This is a genomic window from Buchnera aphidicola (Meitanaphis flavogallis) (assembly GCA_039830035.1).
In the GTDB taxonomy this organism is placed as follows: domain Bacteria; phylum Pseudomonadota; class Gammaproteobacteria; order Enterobacterales; family Enterobacteriaceae; genus Buchnera_B; species Buchnera_B aphidicola_AZ.
This window is the reverse complement of record CP140038.1, coordinates 466,656-492,667: the sequence shown is the minus strand read 5'-3', so window position 1 is coordinate 492,667 and position 26,012 is coordinate 466,656. Positions and strand designations below refer to the sequence as shown.

19 protein-coding genes and 1 tRNA gene are annotated in these 26,012 nt (G+C 24.6%); 7 read left to right on the top strand and 13 right to left on the bottom strand.

Going from position 1 to position 26,012, the window contains the following annotated elements:
- Positions 1–49: 49 nt before the first annotated feature.
- From cyoB to cyoE, 3 genes are all read left to right on the top strand, one after another.
- Positions 50–2,038, top strand: coding sequence for a cytochrome o ubiquinol oxidase subunit I (gene cyoB / locus U0T59_02135; GenBank protein ID XBC43221.1), 1,989 nt, complete (start codon positions 50–52; stop codon positions 2,036–2,038).
- Complete coding sequence (cyoC, locus tag U0T59_02130; GenBank protein XBC43220.1) at positions 2,035–2,652, top strand: cytochrome o ubiquinol oxidase subunit III; 618 nt, start codon at positions 2,035–2,037, stop codon at positions 2,650–2,652. Before cyoB ends, cyoC begins: the two co-directional genes overlap by 4 nt.
- 331 nt (positions 2,653–2,983) lie before the next feature.
- Positions 2,984–3,838: a heme o synthase gene (cyoE, locus tag U0T59_02125; protein ID XBC43219.1), complete on the top strand. Its 855-nt coding sequence runs from the start codon at positions 2,984–2,986 to the stop codon at positions 3,836–3,838.
- A 39-nt stretch (positions 3,839–3,877) separates the two neighbouring features.
- Here the strand turns inward: cyoE and U0T59_02120 are convergent, their stop codons facing one another.
- On the bottom strand, positions 3,878–4,168 hold the full coding sequence (locus U0T59_02120; GenBank protein ID XBC43218.1) for a TusE/DsrC/DsvC family sulfur relay protein: 291 nt from the start codon (positions 4,166–4,168) through the stop codon (positions 3,878–3,880).
- Positions 4,169–4,296: 128 nt separating this feature from the next.
- On the opposite strand from U0T59_02120, the gene U0T59_02115 reads away from it, so the two are divergent.
- The 3 genes from U0T59_02115 to dxs all read left to right on the top strand — a co-directional run bounded on the left by U0T59_02115 (position 4,297) and on the right by dxs (position 8,592).
- Positions 4,297–5,472, top strand: a complete 1,176-nt coding sequence (locus U0T59_02115; protein XBC43217.1) for an MFS transporter — start codon at positions 4,297–4,299, stop codon at positions 5,470–5,472.
- A gap of 335 nt (positions 5,473–5,807) precedes the next feature.
- On the top strand, positions 5,808–6,707 hold the full coding sequence (locus U0T59_02110) for a polyprenyl synthetase family protein (GenBank protein ID XBC43216.1): 900 nt from the start codon (positions 5,808–5,810) through the stop codon (positions 6,705–6,707).
- Positions 6,708–6,726: 19 nt separating this feature from the next.
- Positions 6,727–8,592 (top strand): 1-deoxy-D-xylulose-5-phosphate synthase, encoded by a 1,866-nt coding sequence (gene dxs / locus U0T59_02105; GenBank protein ID XBC43215.1) that lies wholly within the window; start codon positions 6,727–6,729, stop codon positions 8,590–8,592.
- A 12-nt stretch (positions 8,593–8,604) separates the two neighbouring features.
- Here dxs and nusB read toward each other — a convergent pair whose 3' ends face one another.
- The 4 genes from nusB to ribE form a co-directional block, all read right to left on the bottom strand.
- Complete coding sequence (gene nusB / locus U0T59_02100) at positions 8,605–9,027, bottom strand: transcription antitermination factor NusB (GenBank protein ID XBC43214.1); 423 nt, start codon at positions 9,025–9,027, stop codon at positions 8,605–8,607.
- A gap of 44 nt (positions 9,028–9,071) precedes the next feature.
- A complete protein-coding gene (ribD, locus tag U0T59_02095; protein ID XBC43213.1) occupies positions 9,072–10,196 on the bottom strand; it encodes a bifunctional diaminohydroxyphosphoribosylaminopyrimidine deaminase/5-amino-6-(5-phosphoribosylamino)uracil reductase RibD in 1,125 nt (374 codons plus the stop codon).
- Between the two features lie 103 nt (positions 10,197–10,299).
- Positions 10,300–11,271, bottom strand: coding sequence for a thiamine-phosphate kinase (gene thiL, locus U0T59_02090; GenBank protein XBC43212.1), 972 nt, complete (start codon positions 11,269–11,271; stop codon positions 10,300–10,302).
- A gap of 80 nt (positions 11,272–11,351) precedes the next feature.
- Positions 11,352–11,831, bottom strand: coding sequence for a 6,7-dimethyl-8-ribityllumazine synthase (gene ribE, locus U0T59_02085; GenBank protein XBC43211.1), 480 nt, complete (start codon positions 11,829–11,831; stop codon positions 11,352–11,354).
- Between the two features lie 593 nt (positions 11,832–12,424).
- Here ribE and U0T59_02080 point away from each other — a divergent pair.
- Positions 12,425–12,498, top strand: a tRNA-Met gene (locus U0T59_02080).
- An 84-nt stretch (positions 12,499–12,582) separates the two neighbouring features.
- Here the strand turns inward: U0T59_02080 and recD are convergent.
- The 8 genes from recD to U0T59_02040 form a co-directional block, all read right to left on the bottom strand.
- Positions 12,583–14,421, bottom strand: coding sequence for an exodeoxyribonuclease V subunit alpha (gene recD / locus U0T59_02075; GenBank protein ID XBC43210.1), 1,839 nt, complete (start codon positions 14,419–14,421; stop codon positions 12,583–12,585).
- 19 nt (positions 14,422–14,440) lie between these two features.
- Positions 14,441–17,614, bottom strand: a complete 3,174-nt coding sequence (gene recB, locus U0T59_02070; protein XBC43585.1) for an exodeoxyribonuclease V subunit beta — start codon at positions 17,612–17,614, stop codon at positions 14,441–14,443.
- Position 17,615: 1 nt separating this feature from the next.
- Entirely contained in the window at positions 17,616–17,927 is a 312-nt protein-coding gene (locus tag U0T59_02065; protein ID XBC43209.1) for a UvrD-helicase domain-containing protein, read from the bottom strand.
- Positions 17,928–17,975: 48 nt separating this feature from the next.
- Positions 17,976–21,314, bottom strand: a complete 3,339-nt coding sequence (locus U0T59_02060; protein ID XBC43208.1) for an exodeoxyribonuclease V subunit gamma — start codon at positions 21,312–21,314, stop codon at positions 17,976–17,978.
- A gap of 36 nt (positions 21,315–21,350) precedes the next feature.
- Positions 21,351–22,196, bottom strand: a complete 846-nt coding sequence (mscS, locus tag U0T59_02055) for a small-conductance mechanosensitive channel MscS (protein ID XBC43207.1) — start codon at positions 22,194–22,196, stop codon at positions 21,351–21,353.
- Positions 22,197–22,348: 152 nt separating this feature from the next.
- On the bottom strand, positions 22,349–23,428 hold the full coding sequence (gene fbaA, locus U0T59_02050) for a class II fructose-bisphosphate aldolase (GenBank protein ID XBC43206.1): 1,080 nt from the start codon (positions 23,426–23,428) through the stop codon (positions 22,349–22,351).
- A gap of 54 nt (positions 23,429–23,482) precedes the next feature.
- Positions 23,483–24,640, bottom strand: coding sequence for a phosphoglycerate kinase (locus tag U0T59_02045; protein XBC43205.1), 1,158 nt, complete (start codon positions 24,638–24,640; stop codon positions 23,483–23,485).
- A 384-nt stretch (positions 24,641–25,024) separates the two neighbouring features.
- A complete protein-coding gene (locus tag U0T59_02040; GenBank protein ID XBC43204.1) occupies positions 25,025–25,618 on the bottom strand; it encodes a YhgN family NAAT transporter in 594 nt (197 codons plus the stop codon).
- Positions 25,619–26,012: the final 394 nt, after the last annotated feature.

Sequence of the window (26,012 nt, the reverse complement as noted above, 5' to 3'; positions counted from 1 at the left end):
ATTTTATTATTGTAATTATACTTAATTAAGATTTAAGGAATTTTATAATATGTTTGGTAGATTAGATTGGAATGCTATTCCTTATAATGATCCTATTATAATGACAACGTATTCTATAATTATTTTATGTTCTATGTCTATATTTATGATAGTTACTTATTTAAAGAAGTGGAATTATATATGGAACGAATGGTGTTGTTCGGTAGATCATAAAAAAATTGCAATTATGTATATTTTTCTTGCTGTTATTATGTTATTTCGTGGTTTTGTTGACGCTATTATGATGCGTATTCAGCAAGTTTTAGCTTCTTCTAAAGCAGGAACAGGATTTCTGTCGTCTCATCATTATGATCAAGTGTTTACTGCACATGGCGTTATTATGATTTTTTTTGTAGCAATGCCTTTAGTTGTTGGATTGATGAATTTAGTAGTTCCTTTACAAATTGGTGCTCGTGATATTGCGTTCCCGTTTTTAAATAATTTAAGTTTATGGTTAACTGTTGGTGGAGCAGTATTAATAAATCTTTCTCTTGGAATTGGTGAGTTTGCGCAAACAGGTTGGTTAGGTTACCCTCCTTTATCAGAAATGACATTTAGTCCTGGAGTAGGAGTAGACTATTGGATCTGGAGTTTACAATTATCTGGCATAGGAACTACTCTAACGGCTATCAATTTTTTGGTTACTATTTTAAAAATGAGAGCACCTGGAATGTCTTTATTTAAAATGCCGGTGTTTACATGGACGGCAGTTTGTACAAATGTTTTGATGTTAGCTTCTTTTCCTGTTTTAACAGTGAGTCTATTGTTACTGACTTTGGATAGATATCTTGGATTTCATTTTTTTACTAATGATTCCGGCGGTAATGCAATGATGTATGTTAATTTAATTTGGATTTGGGGACATCCAGAAGTATACATTTTAATTCTTCCTGTTTTTGGAGTATTTTCTGAAGTAGTAGCTACTTTTTCTAGAAAAGAATTGTTTGGATACGTATCTTTAGTGTGGGCTACAATTGCAATTACTATTTTATCTTTTGTGGTATGGTTACATCATTTTTTTACTATGGGTGCTGGAGCTGATGTAAATGCGTTTTTTGGTATAGCTACAATGGTTATAGCAGTACCAACAGGAGTAAAAATTTTTAATTGGTTATTTACTATGCACTATGGACGTATTCGTATGCATTCTTCTATGTTATGGACTATTGGGTTTTTAATAACTTTTTCTATAGGTGGCATGTCTGGTGTTTTATTATCTTTACCTGCTGTAGATTTCGTATTACATAATAGTGTGTTTTTAGTAGCGCATTTTCATAATGTAATTATTGGTGGTGTAGTATTTGGATGTTTTTCTGGGATTACTTATTGGTTTCCTAAAATGTTTGGATTTACTTTATCTGAAAAATGGGGAAAGCGTGCATTTTGGTGTTGGATTTTAGGTTTTTTTTGTGCTTTTATGCCTTTATATTTTTTGGGATTAATGGGTATGACTCGTCGTTTAAGTCAACATATAGATCCTCAATTTCATTCTATGTTGGTATGTGCTTCTTTTGGTACATTTTTAATTGCAGTAGGGATTATATGTCAAATTATTCAAGTTTTAGTGTCTATTCGAGATCGTAACATTTATCGAGATTTTACAGGTGATCCATGGAATGGAAGAACATTAGAATGGTCAACTTCGTCTCCACCTCCATTATATAATTTTGCTATTATACCTACGGTTTGTTCTCGTGATTGTTTTTGGAAATCAAAAGAAAAAGTAAAAAAGAAGAATGTAGCGCGTGTCATATATTCTGATATTCACATGCCAAATAAAACTAGTTCTGGTATTATAATTAGTTTATTTTCTGTTATTTTTAGTTTTTCTTTGATTTGGTATATTTTTTGGTTATGTTTTTTATCTATTTTTGTAATTTTATGTTTGTTAATTAGAAAGAGTTTTTTTATTGATCATGGTTATATAATTTCCAAAGATAATGTTAATCAGATTGAAAACCAGTATATTAATGATCTTAAAAAAGTAGGATTAAAATGACAGTGAGTAATATAACAAATAGAAAAAAAAATATAAGAAAGTTAAGTATGAGCATTTTGCGGTCTAATAAATTATTTGGTTTTTGGTTGTATTTGATGAATGATTGTATTATTTTTGCTACATTATTTGCTGTGTATATAGTTATGAAAAACAATATAGCTCATGGCCCATCTGGAAAAGATATTTTTTATCTTCCATTAGTGATGGTAGAGAGTTTGTTATTGTTATTTAGTTCTTTTTCTTATAGTTTTATTTTTATAGAAATAGAAAAATATAATAAAAACAAAGTTATATTTTGGTTTAGTATAACTTTTCTATTAGGTTTAATATTTTTAGTTCTAGAAACGTTGGAATTTTATAATTTAGTACATCGAGGATATGGTCCATCTTGTAGTGGTTTTTTATCTGCTTTTTTTGTTTTGCTGTCTACTCATGGTATTCATGTGGTTTCAGCTTTATTGTGGATTATAGTAATGATCCAACAAGTAATAAAATTTGGAATTACGTATGAAGTATACATGAGAATCTTTTGTTTAAGTTTATTTTGGCATTTTTTGGACATAATATGGGTATTTGTTTTTTCTATAGTTTATTTAATTGGGGTAATATTATGAGTTTTTCTTATTTGAAGAGTATTTTAATTTTTAAAAGTAAATATTTTTTTTATGTTTTAAATTTTATAATATTAACTACATTAACTATACTTCCATTTTTAGTCGTTATAAAAGGAACATACTCTAAGATAATAACCAGTGTTATAGTGATATTATGTTTAATTATTCAAGTTTTAGTTCATATTAAGTCTTTTTTTTATTTAGATTTTTCTTATGAATATAGGTGGAATATGATATCGATAATATTTGCTTTTTTGATTATTACAATTATTCTGTTTGGATCATATTGGATAATGACAAATTTAAATCATTACGTACATAATGAAATAATATGATAATACGTTTTTTAGGGCTTTTAAAACCGAAAATAATAGTAGGTAATTTAATATCTTCGTTAGGCGGTTTTTTTTTGGCTTCAAAGGGTAATATTAACTATTATTTATTATTATTGAATTTAATGAGTGTATCTTTTGTTATTGGATCTTCTTGTATTTTTAATAATGTTATTGATTATAAATTAGATAAACTCATGAATAGGACTAAAAATAGAATTTTAGTTACTACTACTCATATTTATAATTTTGCAATATTTTTTGCGATATTTATAGGAATGTTAGGATTATTTATTTTTGGATGGTTTATTAATGTATTATGTATGGTACTTGCTTTTTTAGGATTAATTATTTATGTAGTATTTTATAGTTTTTTTTTAAAAAAACGATCAATATATTCAACTATTATTGGTAGTATATCTGGTGCTATTCCTCCTGTTTTAGGTTATTGTTCTGTTACAAATCATATAGATTGGTGTGCTATTAATTTATTTGTCATTTTGTTTTTGTGGCAGATACCTCATTCTTATGCAATTTTTATAATGCATTTAGATGATTACAAAAATGCTAGTATACCAATATTTCCTGTCGTACAATCCTTGTCTATTACTCGTATGCACATGAACATATTTATATTATTTTTTTTAGTTTTTTCATGTCTTTTAACAGTGACAAATTGTACGGGATACAAGTTTTTTTTTATTTTATTGATTTTTTCTACAGTATGGTTTTATATTGCTATAAAAAAATATTATCATGATAATTATATTACTTTTTCAAAAAGTGTTTTTTATTGTTCCATTATCATTATGTTAGTCATGAACATTATGATGTCAATTGATTTTGTTCGTTAGAATTAGATTAAATGATTATATTTTTTATTTAATATAACTTCAAAGGCAGTTAGATGGTTCTGGAATTCCTGCTATTTTACTTGCTTGTTTAACTGGACTCATAGGAAATAATTTAAATAAGTAACAGGTATTTATTTTTTTTAATCCTCTTTTTTTTAGAAATTTCATTAACATTATTATAGATGGAGTTAAATTAAATTTAAAATAAAAATCTCTCATAGCGTATATCACTTCCCAATGATCTTTAGTCATGTCAATAGATTCATTTTTAGCGATATTTTGGGCTATTTTTTCATTCCAATATGTGTATTTTTTAGATTTTTTTTTCATGTTATTTATTTTTAATTATGTGTTATAAAAATATTATCTATAGATGAAAATATAAAAATGTTATTTTGTATGATAATTGACTTATTATAATAAGTATTATTAACATTACAATAAGAAATTTAATATATATGAATAAATTTTATAATGAGATAAGAGAATGGAAAGTGGTTTTAGGAATATGTATTGTTTTTTCTTTGCGTATATTTGGAATGTTTATAATTTTACCTGTTTTTGGTATGTATGGAATGTATTTTCACAGTAGTACTACATTTCTTATAGGTGTTGCATTGGGAGTATATAATTTTTTTCAAGCTTTATTTCAAATTCCTTATGGTTGGTTATCTGATAAATTTGGACGGAAATATATTATTATTTTGGGATTACTATTTTTTTTGATAGGTAGTTTTATATGTTTTAATAGTAGTTCTATTTGGGGAATTATATTAGGTCGCAGTTTGCAGGGATCAGGAGCAATATCTTCGGTATGTATGACATTGTTATCTGAAACAATTTCAAAAAGAAATAGATCTCAAGCGATGGGATTTTTAGGAATCAGTTTTGGAATAAGTTTTATTTGTGCTATGGTCATGAGTCCTATCTTAGTTCGTTCTTTTGGAATTCATAGTTTATTTTTTATTAGTTTTATATTTTCAATAATATGTATTTTTGTAGTTTTTTGTGTTATTCCAACTCCAATGAGTAGTAAAAACGGTGTTTTTATAGATAACGAATATAAAAACATATTAAATGTATTTAATAGTTTTACTTTATTAAAATTTAATTTAAATATTTTTTTTCTCCATTTATTATTAATGTTACATTTTATTGCCATTCCAGTTCAGTTATATTCATATAAAAATTTTTTTGTTCCATGTTGGATTATATATTTTACTACTATTTTGATTTCTTTTTTTATTGTACTTCCAATTAGTTCGTATATTGAAAGAAAAAAATGCGACAAGTTTGCGATTATGTTGTCTATAACTTTATTAATTGTTTCTAATATTTTTTGTTTGCTTTTTATAAAAAATTTTTTCTTTTTAGTTCTTTGGTTACAAATATTTTTTTTAGTATTTAGTTTATTTGAAATTATGCTTCCTATTTTGGTAAGTAATAATTCTCCTGTAAATTATAAAGGTACTGCTATGGCTATATATTCAATTAGTCAATTTTTGGGTTCTTTTATAGGGAGTATATTAGGGGGATTGATTTTAAATTATAACAGCAGTGTTGTTGTATTTTCTTTTGAATTAATAATTTTTTTTATTTGGTTGCTTATGAATATTCGATGTCATAAGGTTTGAATAAATATTTTAAAATACATGCAATTTTTAGTGTTAATTAAGTATCCTATTGTTAATAAATGTTAAACATTAAATTTTTTAAATATAACAATCGACGAGGTTATTTATAGAATTTTTATTATGATAATTTTTATGTTTATGTTTATGATGCGTGATATATAAATAATATGATGTATATTATAATAAAATAATCTAAAATTATTGTTTTATAAAATTTGAGGAATATATTTATATTTTAGTATTTTAGAATTAGTATTATTTTTAGTAGTATGATAAATAATTAATTTTTGTTACTAATATTTTGTTTCTTTATTGAATATATATAGGGACTAAACATGGATTTAGTTGAATTTTTTCATGTAAAACGAAAACGAATTGATAATTTTATGTCTGAACTTTTAGAAACGTTGCCATTTCAAGATTCTGATTTGTTACATGCTATGAAGTATGGAGTGCTTTTAGGTGGTAAAAGAATCCGTCCTATATTAATGTATATTATAGGAAGCATGTTTCAAGTAAATTTCCATGTTATAGATATATTAGCTTCTTCTATAGAATTTATGCATGCGTATTCTTTAATTCACGACGATTTGCCATCATTAGATAATGATGTATTAAGAAGAGGAAAAGATTCTTGTTATATAAAATTTGGAGAATCTACTGCTATATTGGCTGGTAATGCATTACAATGTTTATCTTTTAATATCTTGTCTAATTGGAATGAAAACACAATATCTAACGTTAAGAAAATTAAAATAATTTTAGAATTGTCAAATGCTTCTGGTTTATTGGGTATGTGTATTGGTCAATTTTTTGATTTAGAATCAAAAAAAAAATGTGTTAATTTGAATCAATTAGAAGAAATATACTGGTATAAAACTGGATCTTTAATTAGCACTGCGATTCGTTTAGTTTTAATTTCTAGTAATATACGCGAAAAGAAAATTATTGTAGCGTTAGAACAATATTCTAGAAATATTAGTCTTGCTTTTCAGATTCAGGATGATATTCTTGATTTTGTAAATGATTCACATGGCACAACAATTCCGACAAATGCTAATAAAATTTTTAAAGGAAACACATTTCCATCAATAATTGGTTTACAAAAATCTAAGAAAAAATTAGAAAAATTGTATACAAAATCATTAGAATGTTTAGAAATTTTATCTCATAAGTGGATAGATGTAGTATTATTACAAAAATTAGCATATTACATAATTACGCGTGATAAATAGTTTTTATGATGAGTTTATAATGAATTTTAATTGTAAAAAATATCCAATATTGTATTTAGCAAATTCAGTTAAACAATTGAAGTTATTATCTATTGAAAAATTACCTCAGTTATGTTTTGAGTTACGTCAATATTTATTGGAAACTATTAGTCAATCTAGTGGGCATTTGTCTTCTAGTTTAGGAGTTATTGAAGTTACAGTAGCATTGCATTATGTACTTGATACTCCTTTTGATAATTTAATATGGGATGTAGGTCATCAAACTTATCCTCATAAAATTTTAACTGGAAGGAGGAATAGTATATTTAGTATTCGTACAAGACATGGGATACGTTCGTTTCCTAGTAGACAAGAAAGTGAATATGATGTTTTAGGTGTTGGTCATGCTTCCACTTCAATTAGTGCTGGGGTTGGTATGGCAATTGCTTCTAAAAAAGAAAAAAAAGGTAGAAAAACCATATGTGTTATTGGTGACGGTGCAATGACTTCAGGTATGGCATTTGAAGCAATTAATCATGCTGGATATAATAGTATACGTTTACTAGTGATATTAAATCATAATGACATGTCTATTTCAAAAAATGTAGGTGCTTTACATTCGTCTTTTTCTAAATCTAAATTAAATTTTAAATGGATAAAAAGATATAAAAAAAAGAGTAGTTTCTGTATTAGGTCTGATTTTTTAAAAAATGACTCGTTGTATCAAAAAAAATATTTAGAGGATATAAGATCGTCTAATACTTTTTTCGAAAATTTAGGATTCCAGTATTTTGGTCCTGTGGATGGACATGATGTTTTTTTGTTAGTAGATGTAATTAGTAGATTAAGTACTCAAAAGTATACTAATGTATTACATATAATAACTAAAAAAGGAAAAGGGTATTTTCCTGCTGAATTAAATCCTACAAAATGGCATTCTGTTCCTAAATTTGATGTTCTAACTGGAAAGATGTGTGCAGAAATTAAAGATAATCTTACTTATTCTGAAGTGTTTGGACATTGGTTATGTACTATAGCAAAAACTGATAAAAAATTAATAGGAATTACACCTGCTATGGCAGAAGGTTCAGGGATGGTTAATTTTTCCAAATGTTTTCCTGATCAGTATTTTGATGTTGCAATAGCTGAACAACATGCTGTAACTTTTTCCGCAGGATTAGCTATTAGTGGTTATAAACCTGTTCTTGCAATTTATTCTACTTTTCTTCAAAGAGCCTATGATCAAGTAATACATGATGTAGCACTTCAAAAATTGCCTGTATTATTTGCAATTGATAGAGGGGGAATAGTTGGTCAAGATGGTGAAACTCATCAAGGAGTGTTTGATTTAACTTATTTGAGATGTATTCCAAATATTATCATTATGACTCCTAGCAATGAAAATGAATGTTTTCAAATGCTTTACACTGGGTATTGTTATCGACAAGGGCCTAGTGTAGTGAGATATCCAAGAGGTAGTGGAACTGGAATAGCTCTACAATCTATGAGATCAATTCCAGTTGGGAAAGGTATTTTAAAAAGATTAGGAAAAAAGATTGCTATTTTAAATTTTGGACCACTATGTATTTTTGCTGAACAAGTAGCGCAGAAATTAAATTTAACTTTAGTGGATATGCGTTTTGTAAAACCATTAGATATCGATTTGATTTTAAATTTGACAAAATATCATGATTTTTTTGTTACCCTTGAAGAAGGAATAATTGCAGGTGGAGCTGGTAGTAGCATTAATGAACTATTTATGCGAAAAAAAATTACTATTCCTATTTTAAATATTGGAATTCCAGATAAATTTGTTCCTCAAGGAAATCAAGCTGAAATCCGTAGTGAATATAAGTTAGATGCAGATGGTATTTTAGAAAAAATTTTATCATGGTTAAATGAGTGAGATAATTATGTTTTATTGTTTTATATGATATCTTATTTTTATAGCAGCTTTATCTAAAACTCCATTTATAAATTTGTGACTTTCTTTTGCTCCAAACAATTTTGCTAATTCAATTCCTTCGTTAATAGTTACTTTATAAGGAATATCGTGTCTTCTTTCTAATTCATAGAAAGAAATTCTGAGAATAGCTTTCTCAATTTGCCCTAGCTCATTAATAGATCTAGAAAGATAAGGTTTCATTAATGTATCTAAATGTTTTTGATTATTTGTTATTTCTATGATCAATTCATGAAAATAAATTTTATCGATGTTTTGCATATTATTTTTTTCATAGAATTGATTTTCTATTTCATAAATATTATTTTGTGATAACTGCCATGAATACAGTGCTTGTACAGCGCATTCTCGTGCTTTTCTTCTAGGTAAAGATTTCATAAGTAGATAAATAAGTTCCTTGTTGTTTTTAAAAAAAGTAGTTGTTAGATTTTTTTTGTTAATGTTAATTTAATGTCTTGTCCTATCTTAGTAATATTTTTAAAATTAAATCGAGGAACCCAAGATAATTTTTCATACTTATCGAGTATAAATAATGGTTTTGCATAGTGACCTAATAGTTTTGGAGCTATATAAATAATAATTTCGTTAATGATGTTTAATTTTAAAAAGGATCCAGATAATGATGCTCCTGATTCTATCCATATTTTATTGATTTGACGTTTTCCTAATAATTTTATAAGGTGCATTAGATTTATATTGTTTTTTTTATTTTTTAATATTACTTGTTCGACATGATTTGGCCAACATTTATTATCAGGTGTTAATCTTATAAGTAGTATGTTACCAGGTTCTTTTATACATTTATGTAAGGGAGTTATACGATTCTTGCTATCAATAATAACGCGTAAAGGTTGTTGAATTTTATTTTTGTTATTCCAATCTATATTGTTTTCTTTTTTTATGGATGTTTGTCTTACGGTTAATAATGCGTTGTCTGTAATGACAGAACTACTACTACTGATAATAGCATCAGACAGTCGTCTATGAATGTGAACATCTTGACGAGATTTATATGATGTAATCCATTTACTTAATCCATTGTATAGTGCGGTACGTCCATCAATTGAGCTAGCGAGTTTTAATTGAATCCAAGGAATTCCAGTTCGCATTCTTTGAAAAAATCCTTTGTTTATATCTTCAGATTTATTAGGTATTACTCCTACTTTTACTATAATTCCTTTTTTTTTAAGCCATTTTATTCCATTTCCCGATACTTTTGGATTTGGATCTATCGTTGATATTACTACTCTAGAAATGCCTGATTTTATTAATTCTATACAGCAAGGAGGAGTATGCCCAAAATGACTACATGGTTCTAGAGTAATATATGCTGTAGCCCCTTTTGCTTTTATTCCTGCTTGTTTTAAAGCATATATTTCTGCGTGTGGTTGTCCAGTTTTTTTATGCCATCCTTTTCCTAAAATAATATTATTTTTGACTATAATGCATCCAACATTTGGATTTGGTGATGTAGTTAATATTCCTTTTTTAGCTATTTGTATTGCTTTATTCATATAAAATATGTCTGTTTTAATGGTTTTGTTCATAACTTTCTTAGAATAATAGTCCTTATTATTAGAGAATGGTAGTAGTTACATTTAAAATGTAAAAACATGTTAGAAATATTGTAATTAAAATGTTTTTAGTGTTTTAACAAAAATGATCGTATCCTTTGCATGAGAAGTGTATTTTTTTTTTATTATAAAAAATGTTGTATCCTTTTTTAATGTGATGGATTTCTCCAATACAAGTGTAAGGTATTCCTAAGTGATGAATTTTGTTATTTAAAATTGATATATTTTTTTTTGGTATTGTAAAACAAATTTCATAATCTTCTCCTGAATTTGCAGCAAAAGTTAAACATTTTTTTTTTGTAAAATTCTGTTTGAGTTTTTTAGAAATTGGTAGTTTTTCTAAATTTATGTTTGCTCCATGTTTACTAGATTCTAAAATTTTTTTTAAATCAGTCAACAATCCGTCTGATATATCAATGGCAGAATTAGCAATAGTTCTCAATAACTGTCCATGCGTGGTTCTTGGAATGGGGTGTAAATGTTTTTTAATTAGATAATCGAAATCCTTTTTTATATTATATTTTTTATTTTTTAGTAAAAATAAACCTGCTGCACTATCTCCCAAAGTTCCAGTAACATATATTAAATCTCCAATTTTTGCTCCATTTCTTAATAAAGCTTTTTTTTTGGGAATAATTCCATAAATACTGGCTGTTATACTTAGTGGTCCACTAGTAGTATTGCCTCCAATTAATTTCATATTATAAGTATTTAATGTACGAAAAAAACTTTGACTAAAATGTTTTATCCAATATATATTAACTTTTGGAAGAGTAAGTGATAATGTAATCCATTTAGGCTTGGATCCCATGGCTGCAAGGTCACTTAGATTTATTGCAATTATTTTGTATCCTAAGTCAGTAGGGTGAGTATTTTTAAAAAAATGAGTTCCTTCTATTAATGAATCGGTGCTAATAGCGAGAGTATTATTCTTTGGTATTGTTATTATTGCGCAATCATCTCCAATATCTTGGATAACATGCTTGTCATGTTTTTTTAATGTGTTTCCAAAGTAATTTTGAATGATTTCGAATTCATTTAAGTTCATATAGATTTCTATTTTAAGATGTATTTGTTTTATTTAAAACATACGTTTTATATTTTATAGAAATATTGATTAATTAAACATTATATTTGATTTTTATTAATGGTATCAATAATATTAATCATTTCTAATGCAACTAAAGCAGATTCTGATCCTTTATTTCCTATTTTTGTTCCTGCGCGTTCTATGGCTTGTTGAATATTATTAGCTGTAATAATTCCAAAGGAGATAGGAATGTTATATTGAGTACTAATTTTAGATACTTGTTTTATAACTTCATTTGATAGAAGAGAGAAATGAACAGTACTTCCTTTAATAATTGTTCCTAATACAATGATAGCGTTGTATTTTTTTTTATTAGCTATAGTATGTGCGATAATAGGAATTTCAAAGGTTCCTGGAACATATATAATGGTTATATTTTCATCTTTTATTTGTCCTATTCGTTTAAGAGTATTTAGTGTCCCGTCTAATAGATGTTTATTGATAAAATAATTAAATCTGCTAATAATTATAGCAATTTTTGCTGTTTGTGCTAAGACAGTTGCTTCAATAATTTTCATATTTATTGTATACACTAGTTAGTATGATTTTAATAGTTTTAACTATAATTGTTATGTGAGTTAAAGTTTATATGATGTTTATAGTGTTTATAGAATTTAGAATAATATCATTTTTTTAATTTTTTGGTAAAGGTTTAATTTTGTTGAATAATAAATTTATTAATATCTAATTTTTGAAAGGTTTAATGTTGTATAAATTAATAGGTATTTATTTTGTGGAATATAAGAATTATTTTAAAATAATATTTTTATTTAATTTTTTTAATTTATATTGTTTTTAATAATTTTTTCCATTTGAACATTTATTGTAAAACATTTTATCAGTTGATTGTCATATGTTAAAATATATTTTCAGTTTGTTATTATAGATATTTTTATTTTTTTAAACATTGATATTTTAACATTAACGATTTAATTAAAGTTATTGTACGTGTGTTATTTTTTTATATATTCTAAAATAAACTTTTAGGACAGTTTTTATAAAGAAATTTAATTTTTTTTTAATGAATTTATATTTTATGTTTTTATTTATATTAAAATTTAAAAAAAAGATTGCATATTTATTATAATAGGGTATAGTTTTAAGTATAAGACGCGGGGTGGAGCAGTCTGGTAGCTCGTCGGGCTCATAACCCGAAGGTCGTCGGTTCAAATCCGTCCCCCGCAACCGTTCTTTATTATACTTAAAGTATTTATAGCGGTTTTATTAATTATTAGAATATCGTTTGGAAACATTTTAATTGTTCTTAAATTAATAAGAACATTCATTCATAGATAATCCGCTATATCTGGTTGTTTTATTTTTTATGGATTTTTTAAATATTTTTTTATTGCTATATATAGTTAATTTATTTTTTGCTCGAGTAATAGCTGTATAAATAAGTTCTTGAGTTAAAATTTCAGAATAAATATTAGGCAATACTAAAACTACGTTACAAAATTCTGATCCTTGTGATTTATGTACGGTCATTGCCCAGTTTGTTTGAAATTTCGGTAGCAAATTAATAGGTATAAATTTTATTTTTTTATCATTTATTAAAAAACAAGCTTGTAATTCTTTTTTATCGTCGTGTATAATAATACCTGAGTCTCCATTATACAATTTTAGATCGTAGTCGTTTTTTAAAATTAAGATTGGTTGTCCAAAATATATTATGTTTTTATTGATTTTAATGGTTTTAATTAATCCTCTATTTTTCATTTCATTTTCTAATTCTAAATTAAGTCCTTTTACTCCAAATGGTCCTTCTTGTAAAACACATATTAGTCTATAATTATTAAAATTTGATATAATTTCAATAGGAGTTTTTTTTTTGTTTAAGCAGTTCCAATAATTTATGTTATTTTCAGTTAAATTTAGAATCATTTTTTTATAATCTTGAATGGTGTCGATACAATGGAAATTGACATCTTGATATATGTTACAAAATAATTTTTGAAAATTATTAAATTTATTTTGTTTAATTTTAGTAGATATTTTAGAAATATTAGATTGAATATGAAAACGATAGTTTTTTTTTAAAATGCATATTTTATCGCTGATATTAGAAAATTTATGTTTTTTAATTTCTTTAACATCAGTAATATCAAAAAAAGTAATTGTTTTTTTTGTAGATGGACTATATCCATTACAGTAGTAACTATGAATATCTTTTAAAATATGACCACAATTTATTGAAGGTAATTGATTGTGATCACCTAAAAATATTATTTTGGTTTTTTTTGATATATTATCAATTAATTTTTCCATAATAAAAACGTCAATCATAGACGATTCGTCTACTATTAATACATCTATTTCTGAAATTTTGTCTAATTTTTTTATATTTAAAGTATTTTCCATGTTGATACCTAAAAGACGATGTAAGGTAATAGCGGGTTTTATTAGTAAACTATTTTTATATAAATGCGAAAATATTGATATAGATTTTTTTATAGATTCAGTTAAACGATTGGCAGCTTTTCCTGTGGGAGCTGTTAACTGAATATTTAATTTTTTATTAGATATTGTAAGAATAGCTATTAATATTTTAAATGCTATCGTAGTTTTTCCTGTTCCAGGACCTCCCATGATAAATGTTACTTTGTTAATGATAGATAAAATGATTGCAATTTTTTGTAAAGTTTCAGTATTTTTACATAATAGAAATTTTATTTTTTGCTTAATTATGATTATATTTTTTATTTTATTATTTTGATTTTGTGATATAAAGTTAAATATTTTTTTTTCTGCTATCCATATTTTATTTAAGTATATTTTGTTATTAAAGACAATGAGAGGAGTAGGTAAAGATCCATTACTAATAACTTTATTTTTTAATAATTCTAATTGAAAATTATGTGATAATTTTGTTGTTTTCCAAATTTTATTAATTAACTTAGTATGATTTTTTTTGTTAAATACTTGTTTATTTTCTAGAACTGAAATTGGAAGACACGTATGTCCTATTCTGGTGAAATAACTAATACAAATAGTTGATAATATTATTTTTGGTGACTGATTTTGTGCAATAGAGATAGAGAAATAGAAATCTGATGGAGTGATAATATTTTTTTTAATAGCTTCTTTTAATAAAAATATTATGTTCATTTTTTTTCCTATGGTTTTTTTAAAAAAGGTTATCGAGTTCTTTTATGTTTGTTAACGTGGGTAACGTAAAAAATAATCCTTTTTCTGGGTCTGTTATATTTCTAGCTCTTAAAAATAAGAGATAAATTCCACCGAAATGTTTATGAAAAGAATAATTTTTAATACGTTTTTTTAAATATCTATGTAAAGCAATACTATATAATTGATATTGTAAGTCATAACGATGTGTATATATTACGTTTTGCATTGCTTGAATAGAGTAATCTAACTTTGAATAACCTAGCCAATTAGATTTATAATCTACTAAATAATATTTTTTCTCCCATTTAAAAACTAAATCTATTGATCCTACTAATATTCCTTTTATGGAATCAAAAAAAATTTTAGAAGATGATTTCAAAAATGGATTAAAATTACGAATTACTCTATTTAGTTTCGTATCTGTCAGTTTATTTTTTATAGGTAAAAAAAATTCTAGTTCTTTAATATAATTGTGAGGATTTAATTGGGATAGGCAAAGATTATGGCTATTTAATGGTGTATTTAAAATTTTATGGATCCAATCTTGTAACATCTTTCCCCAGTTTTTTTCGAAGTTGTGTTCTTCAAGTTGTTTGGATATCCAAGTGATGTTTATGTTTTTATGAAAATGAATGCTTTTTAATATTTTATGAATAAATATTCCCACGTTTTTACCTCTTGGGAAGGTATGTGGTGTGAGTTTAATTTCATTTTCGTTATGTATCTTAATGTTAGTATCAATATAATTATGGTGGTTTTTTTTCGTTAATATTAGAGAAGTATAATTATTCTTTAATTGAGAATAACTAGTAATTTTATAATTATATTCTAATGTTCTTTTTAATTTTCGATTTTTGAGTTTTGTATATTTTTTGTGTTGTTTTGTATTGGTAATATTAATTTCAGGTGATTTCAAGGAAATTTTTATGTTTGTGTTATGGCTTATTTTTAAAAGAATATTATATAGTTGTTGATAATTGCATTTTTTTCCTGATTGTATTACATAACCTAAAGCGTTTTTATGAATATCTGAATAATTTTCTATGTCTGTCTTTTTTTTGTTATTGATGGATGCAATTCCTATACAACAGTGAACAATTGTTCTGGTTAATGCTACATATAAAAGTCGCATATCTTCTGATAATATTTTTTTTGATTCTGTGGAATTTGATATGGAGTTTGTCATGTTATTAATATTGAGATTGGTGTTATATAAAGTTATGAAAAAAGGCATCCATATTATTGGATATTCAAGACCTTTAGATTTATGAATAGTAACAATTTCTATACAGTTTTTATCATTTTTTTCTCGTATGTAATCTGTATGAGGGATGTCATATTTTTCTTCTATTTTTTTTTCTAACCATAAAATTAAAAAATGTTTTTCTTTAATTTTATTAAATTTCTTTTCTAATAGTTCTCCAATGTGCAAAATATTTATAATGTTAGGAGAATGAATATAAGAATTATCTATTGCATTTATTTTATGATTTATGATTATCTTATGAATCATATTTGTAATGCCAAAATTTTTCCAAGTAGATAAATATTCATAAAATGTATTTATTATAATTGACCAAAGTGAGTATTTTTTTGTAAGGAGATCGATATCTTTATTTGTTTTATCTATAATCGTAGTAGATATAGCACGTTTTAATAAGAATTTATCTTGAGGATTTAAAATAGCTTTTAAAATCCATAATAATTCTATTGCTTCAGTACTATGAAATACGCTTGCTCTTTTAGAGAGATATGCAGTTTGGATATTGGCTTTGTATAAGGCTGTTTGTATAATAGCTGCTTCTTGTTTGTTATTTACTAATATACAAATATCTTTTGGGGTAAGATATCGAGTTTTTTTATTGTGTATGATAACAGCATTTCCGTTTCGTCCTTCATTTAACCAGAATGAAATATAATTTATGCATGTTTTTGTAATCCATATTTTATAGTCAATAGTTCCTATAGTAGGCGTTTTGTTTAATACAAACTGTAAAGCTGGTTGAGATATTCCGTTTATTTGAAATTCTATTTGTTTGTTTTTATAAGTAGACTTTACTGGAATAAAATTGATTTCAGGAAGTAAAAAAATGTTTTTTTTTCTTAAAAACAGTAAATTTAAACTTTCCACTATTTCTTTAGAAGATCTCCAGTTAATGTTGAGTTGGTAGCAGTGTTTTATGTCCTTTTTTGCAGTTATATATGATTTAATATTAGCTCCTCTAAAGCTGTAAATAGCTTGTTTAGGATCACCTATAAAAATACATAAATCTTCTTTTAAATTATAAATTTTTTTAAATATTTGGTATTGTTGATAATCTGTATCTTGAAATTCATCAATTAATAATGTTGGGTATTGTTTTTTAATTATTTTTGTAATTGTTTCTTTTTTTTTATTTAAAATAGTATAAAGGAATTGAATTAAATCATTAAAATCAAAAAGTCCTTTTGCTGCTTTTTTTTTATTAAATCTTTTTTTGATTTGTATTATTGCTTCTAAAATAAATGTTTTTTTTAATGAAAAACTAATTTCTAAAAATTTTTCAATTATTTCGAACATGTCGTTTTTTGGTATTTCTCCACTAGCAGTTTTTTTTATTAAATAACTTTTTTTAAAATATTGTAATTCTTTAGGAATATCAAAATTTTCTGTTTTATGAAGAGCCCACATGTTGATAATTTTTGTCCACCGAGATAAATTAGATTTATTATAGCTGCGTTTGTTTATATCAGATTTATTGATTAATATTAATATTATTGAATAATTTTGTAGCCATGTTTTTTTGAAGATTATTATTTTTTGAATAAGTATGTTATAGAATTGAATTAAGTTTATTTTCTGTTTGATAGATATATTTTTTTTTGTGTTGTTTTTCGATAACAATGGTAATATATAGTTTAGAAGGGTATTTGGATTTTTAAAGTACTTTACTATAATTTTAACAATATTTTTTGGTAAAGAGACTAAATATTCATTCCAAAAATCGCTACTAGATTGAAGGTATAAATGATATTTATTTTTTATTATTTTATTTTGGAATAATATATTAGAGCAAAATTTGTTAATGTTTAGTGATTGATAACAAAATTCGTGTATAGTATAAACAGCTAATTCATTTAGTGATCTTTCTGCTTGATATAATAAATCAGTAGCTGTATTTAAATTTTTAATTTTATTTAATAAGTGTTGTAATACAACGTTGTCGCTTTTTTTTTTTGCATATTTCTTTAAATTTAAAAATATATTTTTTTATTCTATTTTTTATTTCTTCTTTTGAATGTTCTGTAAACGTGACTACTAAAATTTCTTTGATTAAAAAAGTTCGATGAATATTAGATATTTTTCCAATTCCTAGAATTAATCTTAGGTATATAATAATTAAAGAAAATGTTTTTCCTGTTCCTGCTGATGCTTCAATTAATATTTTTCCTGATAAAGGTAAAGTTACTACATCGTTAGTAGATATTGATTGTATTTTTTTCATATTTTATTTTTTTAAGTTATTATTTATATATAAGTTATTTTTATTTTTTTATTGAATGTATCTTAATACAGGAAGAATCCATTTTTTAGCTGTTGCACATATTTTAGATACATTTTTTTCGTCTAAAGTCGTAATGATTTTTTTTAAATATAAATCATTTTTTTCTCCTATTTTCCAATTATTTCCCTCCCATGTTGTGATCATATTTTCTTTTGATTTTTGTAATTGAGTTATTTTTGTAGAAATTGTTTTATATTTCTTATCATATATAGTACTTAACCAGTTAATTCCTGAGTTAGTGAGCAATATAGGTTTATGCATTCCTTTTATATATCCAATTATGTATTGATTTAATAGATTTTTGGCTTTTTTCTTTTTTAATTTTATGAAAGTGCAATTATTGTTTTTTAATCCTAATATGGTATTGTTACTAGGTTTATATATGGAACAATATACTAAATGTTCTAACCATAGCGAGATAATATCTTTGTTATTGATAGTAGTAGGTTTCCAGCGTAATAAACCTGTTTTATTTTTATTTTTTAATATTCCGAACAATGTATATTGATTAATTTTTATACGAAATTTTTTATTTCTTAAATTTTTGTTTATTAAATTACTTTTTTTATATAAAGATGTCATTAGAATTATTTGATTTTCCCAATATATTTCTCCTAAATTTCCAATTGGTATAATTCCTTTGCATTGGTAGTATAGAAGTAACTTTTTAGTATCTTTTTTCTTTAGTAAAAAGTCAATTATGTTCATACTAATTATGTAATGGTTAAGTTTTGTAATCGAAAAGTTTTCTTTATTTAAATCTATATTTTTAACGTCATTAAGTATAATATGTAGTCGTTTATTAAAAAAATATTGAACGGGGTTTTTCCAGAATGCAATTAATTCGGATAGCATAATATTTTTAAATTTTATTGTTTGAAGAGTTTTCTCAAAGTTGTTTTTATTTTTTTGTTTTAATTGAGAAATTTTAAGCCAGGTTTCATTAAAACTTTGATATTTAGATCCTTTAATAAAATTTTTAATATTATATGGTTGATCGGTATGAAAATAACATAAATGAAAAATTAATTTTTTTTTGTTTTCTTTTCTTTTTTTTTCACATTTTTTATTAAAAATGTAAAAATTCTTAGAAATATATGATAATAATTGATCAATTAGTATAGATCTTTGATACGTTTTATTATTTTTTTCAGGTCCTTGTGGATAACTTATTAATAATATTTTTTGCGTTGCTAATATTGTTTCTAAAAATAAATATTCGTATTTATTTTTTCTATATGGATCACATATTCTTGGGTGTGTATGTATTAAATTAAGACATTTAGTAGGAATTTTTTGAATAATAAATTTATCGTGCATTCCGATAATACAAATTACTTTAAATGGTATACTTCTTAATATGAATCCGTTACAAAAAGTTACTCTTCCAGAAAAACAATCGTATATATTTTTTTTTTGAGAGATATTTTTCAGTAATTCATTTTTTAACAATTGTACAGGAAGTGGTTTTGTATAACCTTCTTGAATTCCAGGTTCAACTATTTTGTTCCAATGTTTTTTAATAGATATTATTTCTTCTTTTTTAATTTCATTATGTGTAAAAAAATCGTTTAATAGTTGTTCGAAGACGATTTTCCAAGATGTTAATGGTTTTGAAATAGATAGTTTTTTTTTCCATTTGTGTAATAACAATTTAAATGTTATTAATTTACTGAATATTGTATAATGTTTTTCATTCAAATAATTGAAAGGTACGATTGTATTCCATATTGTATAATTAACATCATTGATCGCTTTTCCAAGAAATATTCTTTTCTCATTATTGCTAAAAGTATATTCTTTATTAATTTTTGATAGTTTATGTTTTTTAAAAGTATGATTAGTTTCTGATTTAATGTGAAATTTTTTTATTATTTTTGATAAAATGATTATTTCTTTTTCTTTTATATTAAATTTTTTTAATATAAAAGAATTTTTTAAAAAATTGAAAATATCTTTTTCATTAAGTGGATTATTAGGCAAGTCTAGTATTTGTAAAATAATATTTGAGATGGTGTTTGTGTCTTCATGAGAAGTAGATGTAATGTAGAAAGGAATTCGATGTTTAGGATTGATTGAATGAAATATAGAATGAATAAATGGAACATATTTATTTATATTTTTACTAATAATAAGAATATCATGAAATAATATATCATAATGATTGTTAAGTACATCAAGTAAATTATCATGTAAAACTTCTATTTCTCTTTTTAACGTAGTACATATGTGTATAGAAATAGATTTGTCGTTATTATATATTATTTGTTTATTTATATTATAATTTGCATTGTTTTTATTATTTTTTATATTTAAGTTAAAATTAGTTTGTATTATGTTTTTTTGTATTTTATTTAGTAAACTAGTAGGTTTTGGTATATTAAATAAATTTATTTCTTTTTTACTTATTAAGCTTAACAATAAAGTGTAATCATATCCATATTTTCCCCATAATAAAATGTTTTCGATATTGTTATATATTTTTAAAGTTTTATCTAGATATTTTTTATAACATATTGTTGCTTTAAAAAAATGTGATGTATGTTCCTGAATAAGGTTACATTGATGTGTTTGAGATTTTATTTCCCTGAGTAGCATTTTTTCGTTCTTATATGGAGTGATATAAAAAAAATAGATTGAACATAAGTTACTTATTTTTTTTAACATTATTATGTTATATGGTGTTAAGATATCGTTTCCAAACACAAATATTCTTGATGGAAATGTATTTATATTGATTTTTTTTTGTTTTATTTTCTTTTCTAAAAGGAAGAGTAAGTTTGCATAGTTCCATATTGGTTGATTTCTATGTTGCATATACTTTATGAGAGTTGTCCATAATAATTTATTTTGATTCATATATAATAAATTTATATTAAGCTGGTTTTCGGAAAATTGTTCCCATTTATGTATTAAGTCTGGTCGATAAGATAAATATTCTTTGAATTGTTGTGATAAAAAAGATACTATTTCGAATAATTTTATTTTTGAATTGCTGTTACTGACAAATTTAGTTAGATTTTTAATATTTTTTATATTCATCATCTTCCATATTAGATGATATTTTTCAAACTCTGATTTTGAATTTTTTTCAAGATTGATATGTTGAAAAATTGTCCATGCGAATTCGTTAAATTTAAGAAATTTAATATTCGATGCTATTGAACATTGTTGAGCTATAAATATTTTTGTCCAGTGGTTGATTGTTTTATTTGGTGTAATGAATATTTCATTAGCTAATGGATTACATAATGGAGTTGTAGTGATAATAGAACATGCTTTTTTTATAAGACAATGAAAATTATAGGATTTATATAATATGAACATAGCTTTTATTAGATAGGTGTAAGAAGTTTGTTTGAGTTATTTTTTTTTGTGGTAATATACTTCAAGATGAGGATAAGGGATATTAATATTATTGGAATCTAAAGCTTTTTTAAATTGTGCCATTAAGTCCCAATATACTATGTTTAGTTCATCAGTATGACTCCAACAGCGCACAATAAAATTGAGAGAAGATGGAGCTAATTCACTTAATCCAACAATAATATCTTTATCTTTTAATACTCTTTTTTCATTTTCTAAAACTTTTTTTAATACTTTTATTACTAGATCAATATCGGAATTATATGATACACTAATAATAAACTCGTTTCTTCTAGTTTTTTCTCTAGAATAATTAATTATGTTTCCTGATATAATTTTTCCGTTAGGTATAACAACCATTTTTCCATCTAGTGTTCTAAGAGTAGTGTAGAATATATGAATGTTTAAAACAGTGCCAGATATATTTCCTAAATTTACGTATTCTCCAGTACGAAGCGGTCGTAATATCACCAATAAAACTCCTGCTGCAAAATTAGATAATGAACCTTGTAAAGCTAATCCAACAGCCATGCCTGCTGCTCCTAATATAGCAATAATAGAAGTAGTTTGAACTCCGATACATCCTAATGAAGTTATTAACGTCAATGTAATGATTACATATCTTGCTATCGCAGCTAAAAATCCAGAAATTGTAGAATCAATATTCCTGGTAATTAAAACTTTATTGATGATATTTGAAACTATTTTAGCTATAAAAAAACCTACTATTAATATTATAATAGCAGATACGAAATTCATGACGTATCCTAGTAGTAGTTCTTGATTTCTTATTAACCAATTTCCTGCATGATGAATATCGTTTACTACATTTAATTTTTCCATTTTATCTATATTCTTTAGAGTTCTTTGTACGTGACGTTAATATTAGAACTATGTGCAACAATAAATATTGTTAGTGCAAATATTAAAAATTAGGGAGAATAATATTTATCCTCCTCTAACTTTTCAAGAGGTATGTGTGTATTGTAATATTCTTATAAAGTATTGTTAGAATTTAATGTTTTAAATATTTTTTTTAGATATTTTGATATTGATGCTTGAGAAGAACGTATCCAAACTCTAGGATCGTAATATTTTTTATTTGGTTTATCTAATCCGCATGGATTACCTAATTGAGTTTGTAGATACATATGATTTTTTTTATAAAATTTTAATATTCCTTTCCAGGTTGCCCATTGGACATCAGTATCAATATTCATTTTTATTACTCCATATTTGATTGATGTTTTAATATCTTTTATTGAAGATCCAGATCCTCCATGAAATACAAAGTTTAATGGATTATAAGATAGGTTATGTTTTTTTCTAACATAATTTTGTGATTCTTTTAAAATAGTAGGTTTTAAATTAACGTTACCTGATTTATATACACCATGCACGTTTCCAAATGATGCTGCAATAGTAAAACAAGAACTTATAGACGATAAGTGTTCATATGCAGCATTGACATCAGTTGGTTTGGTATATAACAAAGAATTATTGATATCAGTATTATCTACTCCATCTTCCTCTCCTCCTGTACAACCAAGTTCCATCTCTAACATCATATTAATGTTGTTCATTTTTTTTAGATATTGTTTGCATTGACTTAAATTAAATTCTAATGGTTCATTAGATAAATCTATCATATGAGAAGTAAAAAGAGGTTTTTTATTAATTTTAAAATGTTGTTTTCCTTTTTTGATTAATTCGTCAATCCATGGTAGCATGTGTTTATTACAATGATCAGTATGTAAAATTACAGGAACTTCATAGTATTTAGCCATTAGATGTACATGTTGAGCTCCTGATATAGCACCTAATATCGCTTGTTTGTGTGGAGAATTTGTTTTTAATCCTCTTCCTGAAATAAAATTTGATCCTCCATACGAAAATTGTATTATTACTGGACTATTAACTTTTTTTGCTGTTTCTAAAACTATATTTATAGAATCAGTTCCTATACAATTTATTGCTGGTATTGCAAAACAATTTTTTTTAGCTATTTCAAATATTTTTAGTGCGTCGTACCCATTTATTACACCTGGATTTATTAAACTTAAAATATTACACATTTTAATATCCTATTAAAAAGAAATTTTAGTATAAATAAAATTATTTTTATTTTTTTAAACAGAATTTTTTAATAATTTTATTATAGGAAATTCCCCTTGTTCTAGAAATTTTAGAAAAGATCCTCCTCCAGTAGATATATAAGAAATTTTATTTTTTATTTTTAGTTTTTCTATTACAGATAAAGTATCTCCTCCTCCTGCTATAGAAAACGCGTTGCTATTAGCAATAGTTGTGGCTAATGTTTCTGTTCCTTTTCTAAAATTTTTGAACTCAAATACACCTATTGGTCCATTCCAGAAAATAGTTTTTGCTTTTTTTAGTATTGGTACCATTTTTTCTATTGTTTTATCTCCGAAATCCATGATTTCTTCGTTTATGTTTATATTAGAAATATTTTTAGAAATTCCTATACTGTCTTCATTAAATGTTGTGCTTACTCGAGAATCTATAGGTATAAAAATATTATAATTATCGCGCAATAATTTAGCTTGATCGACGAAATTAGGTTCATAAAGAGATTTTCCAACATTGTGGTCAATAGATATGAACGTATTAGCAATACCTCCTCCAACTATTAAAGTATCTGATATTTTTGATAATGATTTTAATAAATTGAATTTTGTTGATACTTTTGCACCTCCAACAATAGTTACTAGAGGTTGAATTGGATTTTTTAAAAACTTTTGTAATGTTGTTAGTTCATGTTGTAACAATAATCCAGCGCATGCTATTTTTGAATATTTTGTAAGTCCATAAGTTGATGCTTCGTTTCTATGCAACGTTCCAAAAGCGTCCATAACAAATATATCGCATAAATTTGCATATGCTTTAGATAAAGAAATGCTATTACTTGTTTCTCCTTTATTAAATCTTACATTTTCTAATATAGTAAGTTCTCCTAATTTGGTATCTATTCCATGTAAATAGTCTTTGCAAAAATTTACTTTGGTATTTTTAAAGGTTTTTTTAAAATATTTAAAAATGGGAAATAATGACAATGATGGATTATATTTTTCTTCCTCTGGTCGTCCTAAATGAGAAGCAACAATTACTTTTGCATGTTTTTTTAATGCTAATTGAATAGTTGGTAATGATGCGTGAATTCTAGCATAAGACATGATTTTTTGGTTTTTAATTGGTACATTTAAATCTGATCTTATAAGCACTATTTTATTTGTAAGACTTAAATCTTTTATTGTGATTATTGGCATATTTTTTCCATTAATGAAATATTTGATAAAATAAAATTCTAAAAAATTTAAGCGAATGTAAACATTATTTTTTAGAATTTTATTGATTTTATAAAATTTAAATTTCCGTTATAAATATATATTTTGGTATTTTAAATGTAAATAAAAAATGAATTAAAATATATTTTTATTGTGCTTCTAAGATTTTTAAAATATATAAAATATTTTGTATATTTAACTAATCAATAAAATTTCAGTATGATTGGATGTTAAAACATTTTTTATTTTTTAAAAAAAGATGTTGGTTATTTTTGAAATTTTACGATATTTAGGCATATTGATTTCCTTTTTGAACAAATAAAAGTATAATTTATATTGTTGTATTTGAGTTTTTAATATGATTATTCAGATGTGAAACCAAGATTTAACACCATCTAAAAACATTTGAGTAGACAGCATGATTAAGATTAATCCCATTAGTCTTTCTAAAGCGTCTACTCCTTTAGCGCCAAATAAACGTAAAAACATATTTGATAATAATAAAATAATTACTGTACAAGTCCAGGCTATTAAAAGTGATCCAGTTAGGTATATTATTTTGTTTAGGTATTCATGTGATAATACTATCAATGTAGCTAAAAGAGATGGACCGGCTACTAAGGGAATAGCTAAAGGAACTAAGAATGGTTCTTCTCGGATGTATGGTTTTTCTTTTTCGTAGTGGTGAGAAGGAAATATCATTTTGATAGCAATTAAAAATAAAATTATTCCACCTGATATTGAGACTGTTTCAGTTTTTAAATTTAGTAAAGTAAGAATTTTTTCTCCTGCAAATAAAAATAGTAACATTATTATTAATGCTACTGTCATTTCTCGTAGTAATACTATTCGACGACGTTTAGGTTCTAAGTTTTTTAATATGGACATAAATATAGGAAGATTTCCTAATGGATCCATAATTAAAATTAATAAAATAGTTGAAGAAATCATTTCGTTCATAATTTACTCGTATTAAAAACATTTGTAATACGTTAAAATAATATAAAAATTATATTTATTGAGATATCAATTGTTAATTTATTTGAATAATTTCAAAAAATGTAATTCAATGATTTAAACTTTTTAGCAATTAATCAATGTATAACTGAATATTTTGATTTATTATCTGAGTAATATTTTGTAATACAATTGAATAAGTTTTACTACGTTGTAGTAGGTATTTATTGGTAACATTTTAGTGATTCTAATTATAAATTTTAGCAAATTTTTAACTTTAGTTAAAGTTATATAACAGTTTTTGTTATATAAAGGTTAGGAGTGATGCGATATTTAAAATTATTTTCAATAATATACTTTACGTTAAATATATTGTAATATCATTTGTAAATTTTTT

Coding starts and splice junctions, on each gene's coding strand:
- cyoB (XBC43221.1), top strand. CDS start 50: ATGTTTGGTAGATTAGATTGGAATGCTATTCCTTATAATGATCCTATT.
- cyoC (XBC43220.1), top strand. CDS start 2,035: ATGACAGTGAGTAATATAACAAATAGAAAAAAAAATATAAGAAAGTTA.
- cyoE (XBC43219.1), top strand. CDS start 2,984: ATGATAATACGTTTTTTAGGGCTTTTAAAACCGAAAATAATAGTAGGT.
- U0T59_02120 (XBC43218.1), bottom strand. CDS start 4,168: ATGAAAAAAAAATCTAAAAAATACACATATTGGAATGAAAAAATAGCC.
- U0T59_02115 (XBC43217.1), top strand. CDS start 4,297: ATGAATAAATTTTATAATGAGATAAGAGAATGGAAAGTGGTTTTAGGA.
- U0T59_02110 (XBC43216.1), top strand. CDS start 5,808: ATGGATTTAGTTGAATTTTTTCATGTAAAACGAAAACGAATTGATAAT.
- dxs (XBC43215.1), top strand. CDS start 6,727: ATGAATTTTAATTGTAAAAAATATCCAATATTGTATTTAGCAAATTCA.
- nusB (XBC43214.1), bottom strand. CDS start 9,027: ATGAAATCTTTACCTAGAAGAAAAGCACGAGAATGCGCTGTACAAGCA.
- ribD (XBC43213.1), bottom strand. CDS start 10,196: ATGAACAAAACCATTAAAACAGACATATTTTATATGAATAAAGCAATA.
- thiL (XBC43212.1), bottom strand. CDS start 11,271: ATGAACTTAAATGAATTCGAAATCATTCAAAATTACTTTGGAAACACA.
- ribE (XBC43211.1), bottom strand. CDS start 11,831: ATGAAAATTATTGAAGCAACTGTCTTAGCACAAACAGCAAAAATTGCT.
- recD (XBC43210.1), bottom strand. CDS start 14,421: ATGAACATAATATTTTTATTAAAAGAAGCTATTAAAAAAAATATTATC.
- U0T59_02065 (XBC43209.1), bottom strand. CDS start 17,927: ATGAAAAAAATACAATCAATATCTACTAACGATGTAGTAACTTTACCT.
- U0T59_02060 (XBC43208.1), bottom strand. CDS start 21,314: ATGTTCATATTATATAAATCCTATAATTTTCATTGTCTTATAAAAAAA.
- mscS (XBC43207.1), bottom strand. CDS start 22,196: ATGGAAAAATTAAATGTAGTAAACGATATTCATCATGCAGGAAATTGG.
- fbaA (XBC43206.1), bottom strand. CDS start 23,428: ATGTGTAATATTTTAAGTTTAATAAATCCAGGTGTAATAAATGGGTAC.
- U0T59_02045 (XBC43205.1), bottom strand. CDS start 24,640: ATGCCAATAATCACAATAAAAGATTTAAGTCTTACAAATAAAATAGTG.
- U0T59_02040 (XBC43204.1), bottom strand. CDS start 25,618: ATGAACGAAATGATTTCTTCAACTATTTTATTAATTTTAATTATGGAT.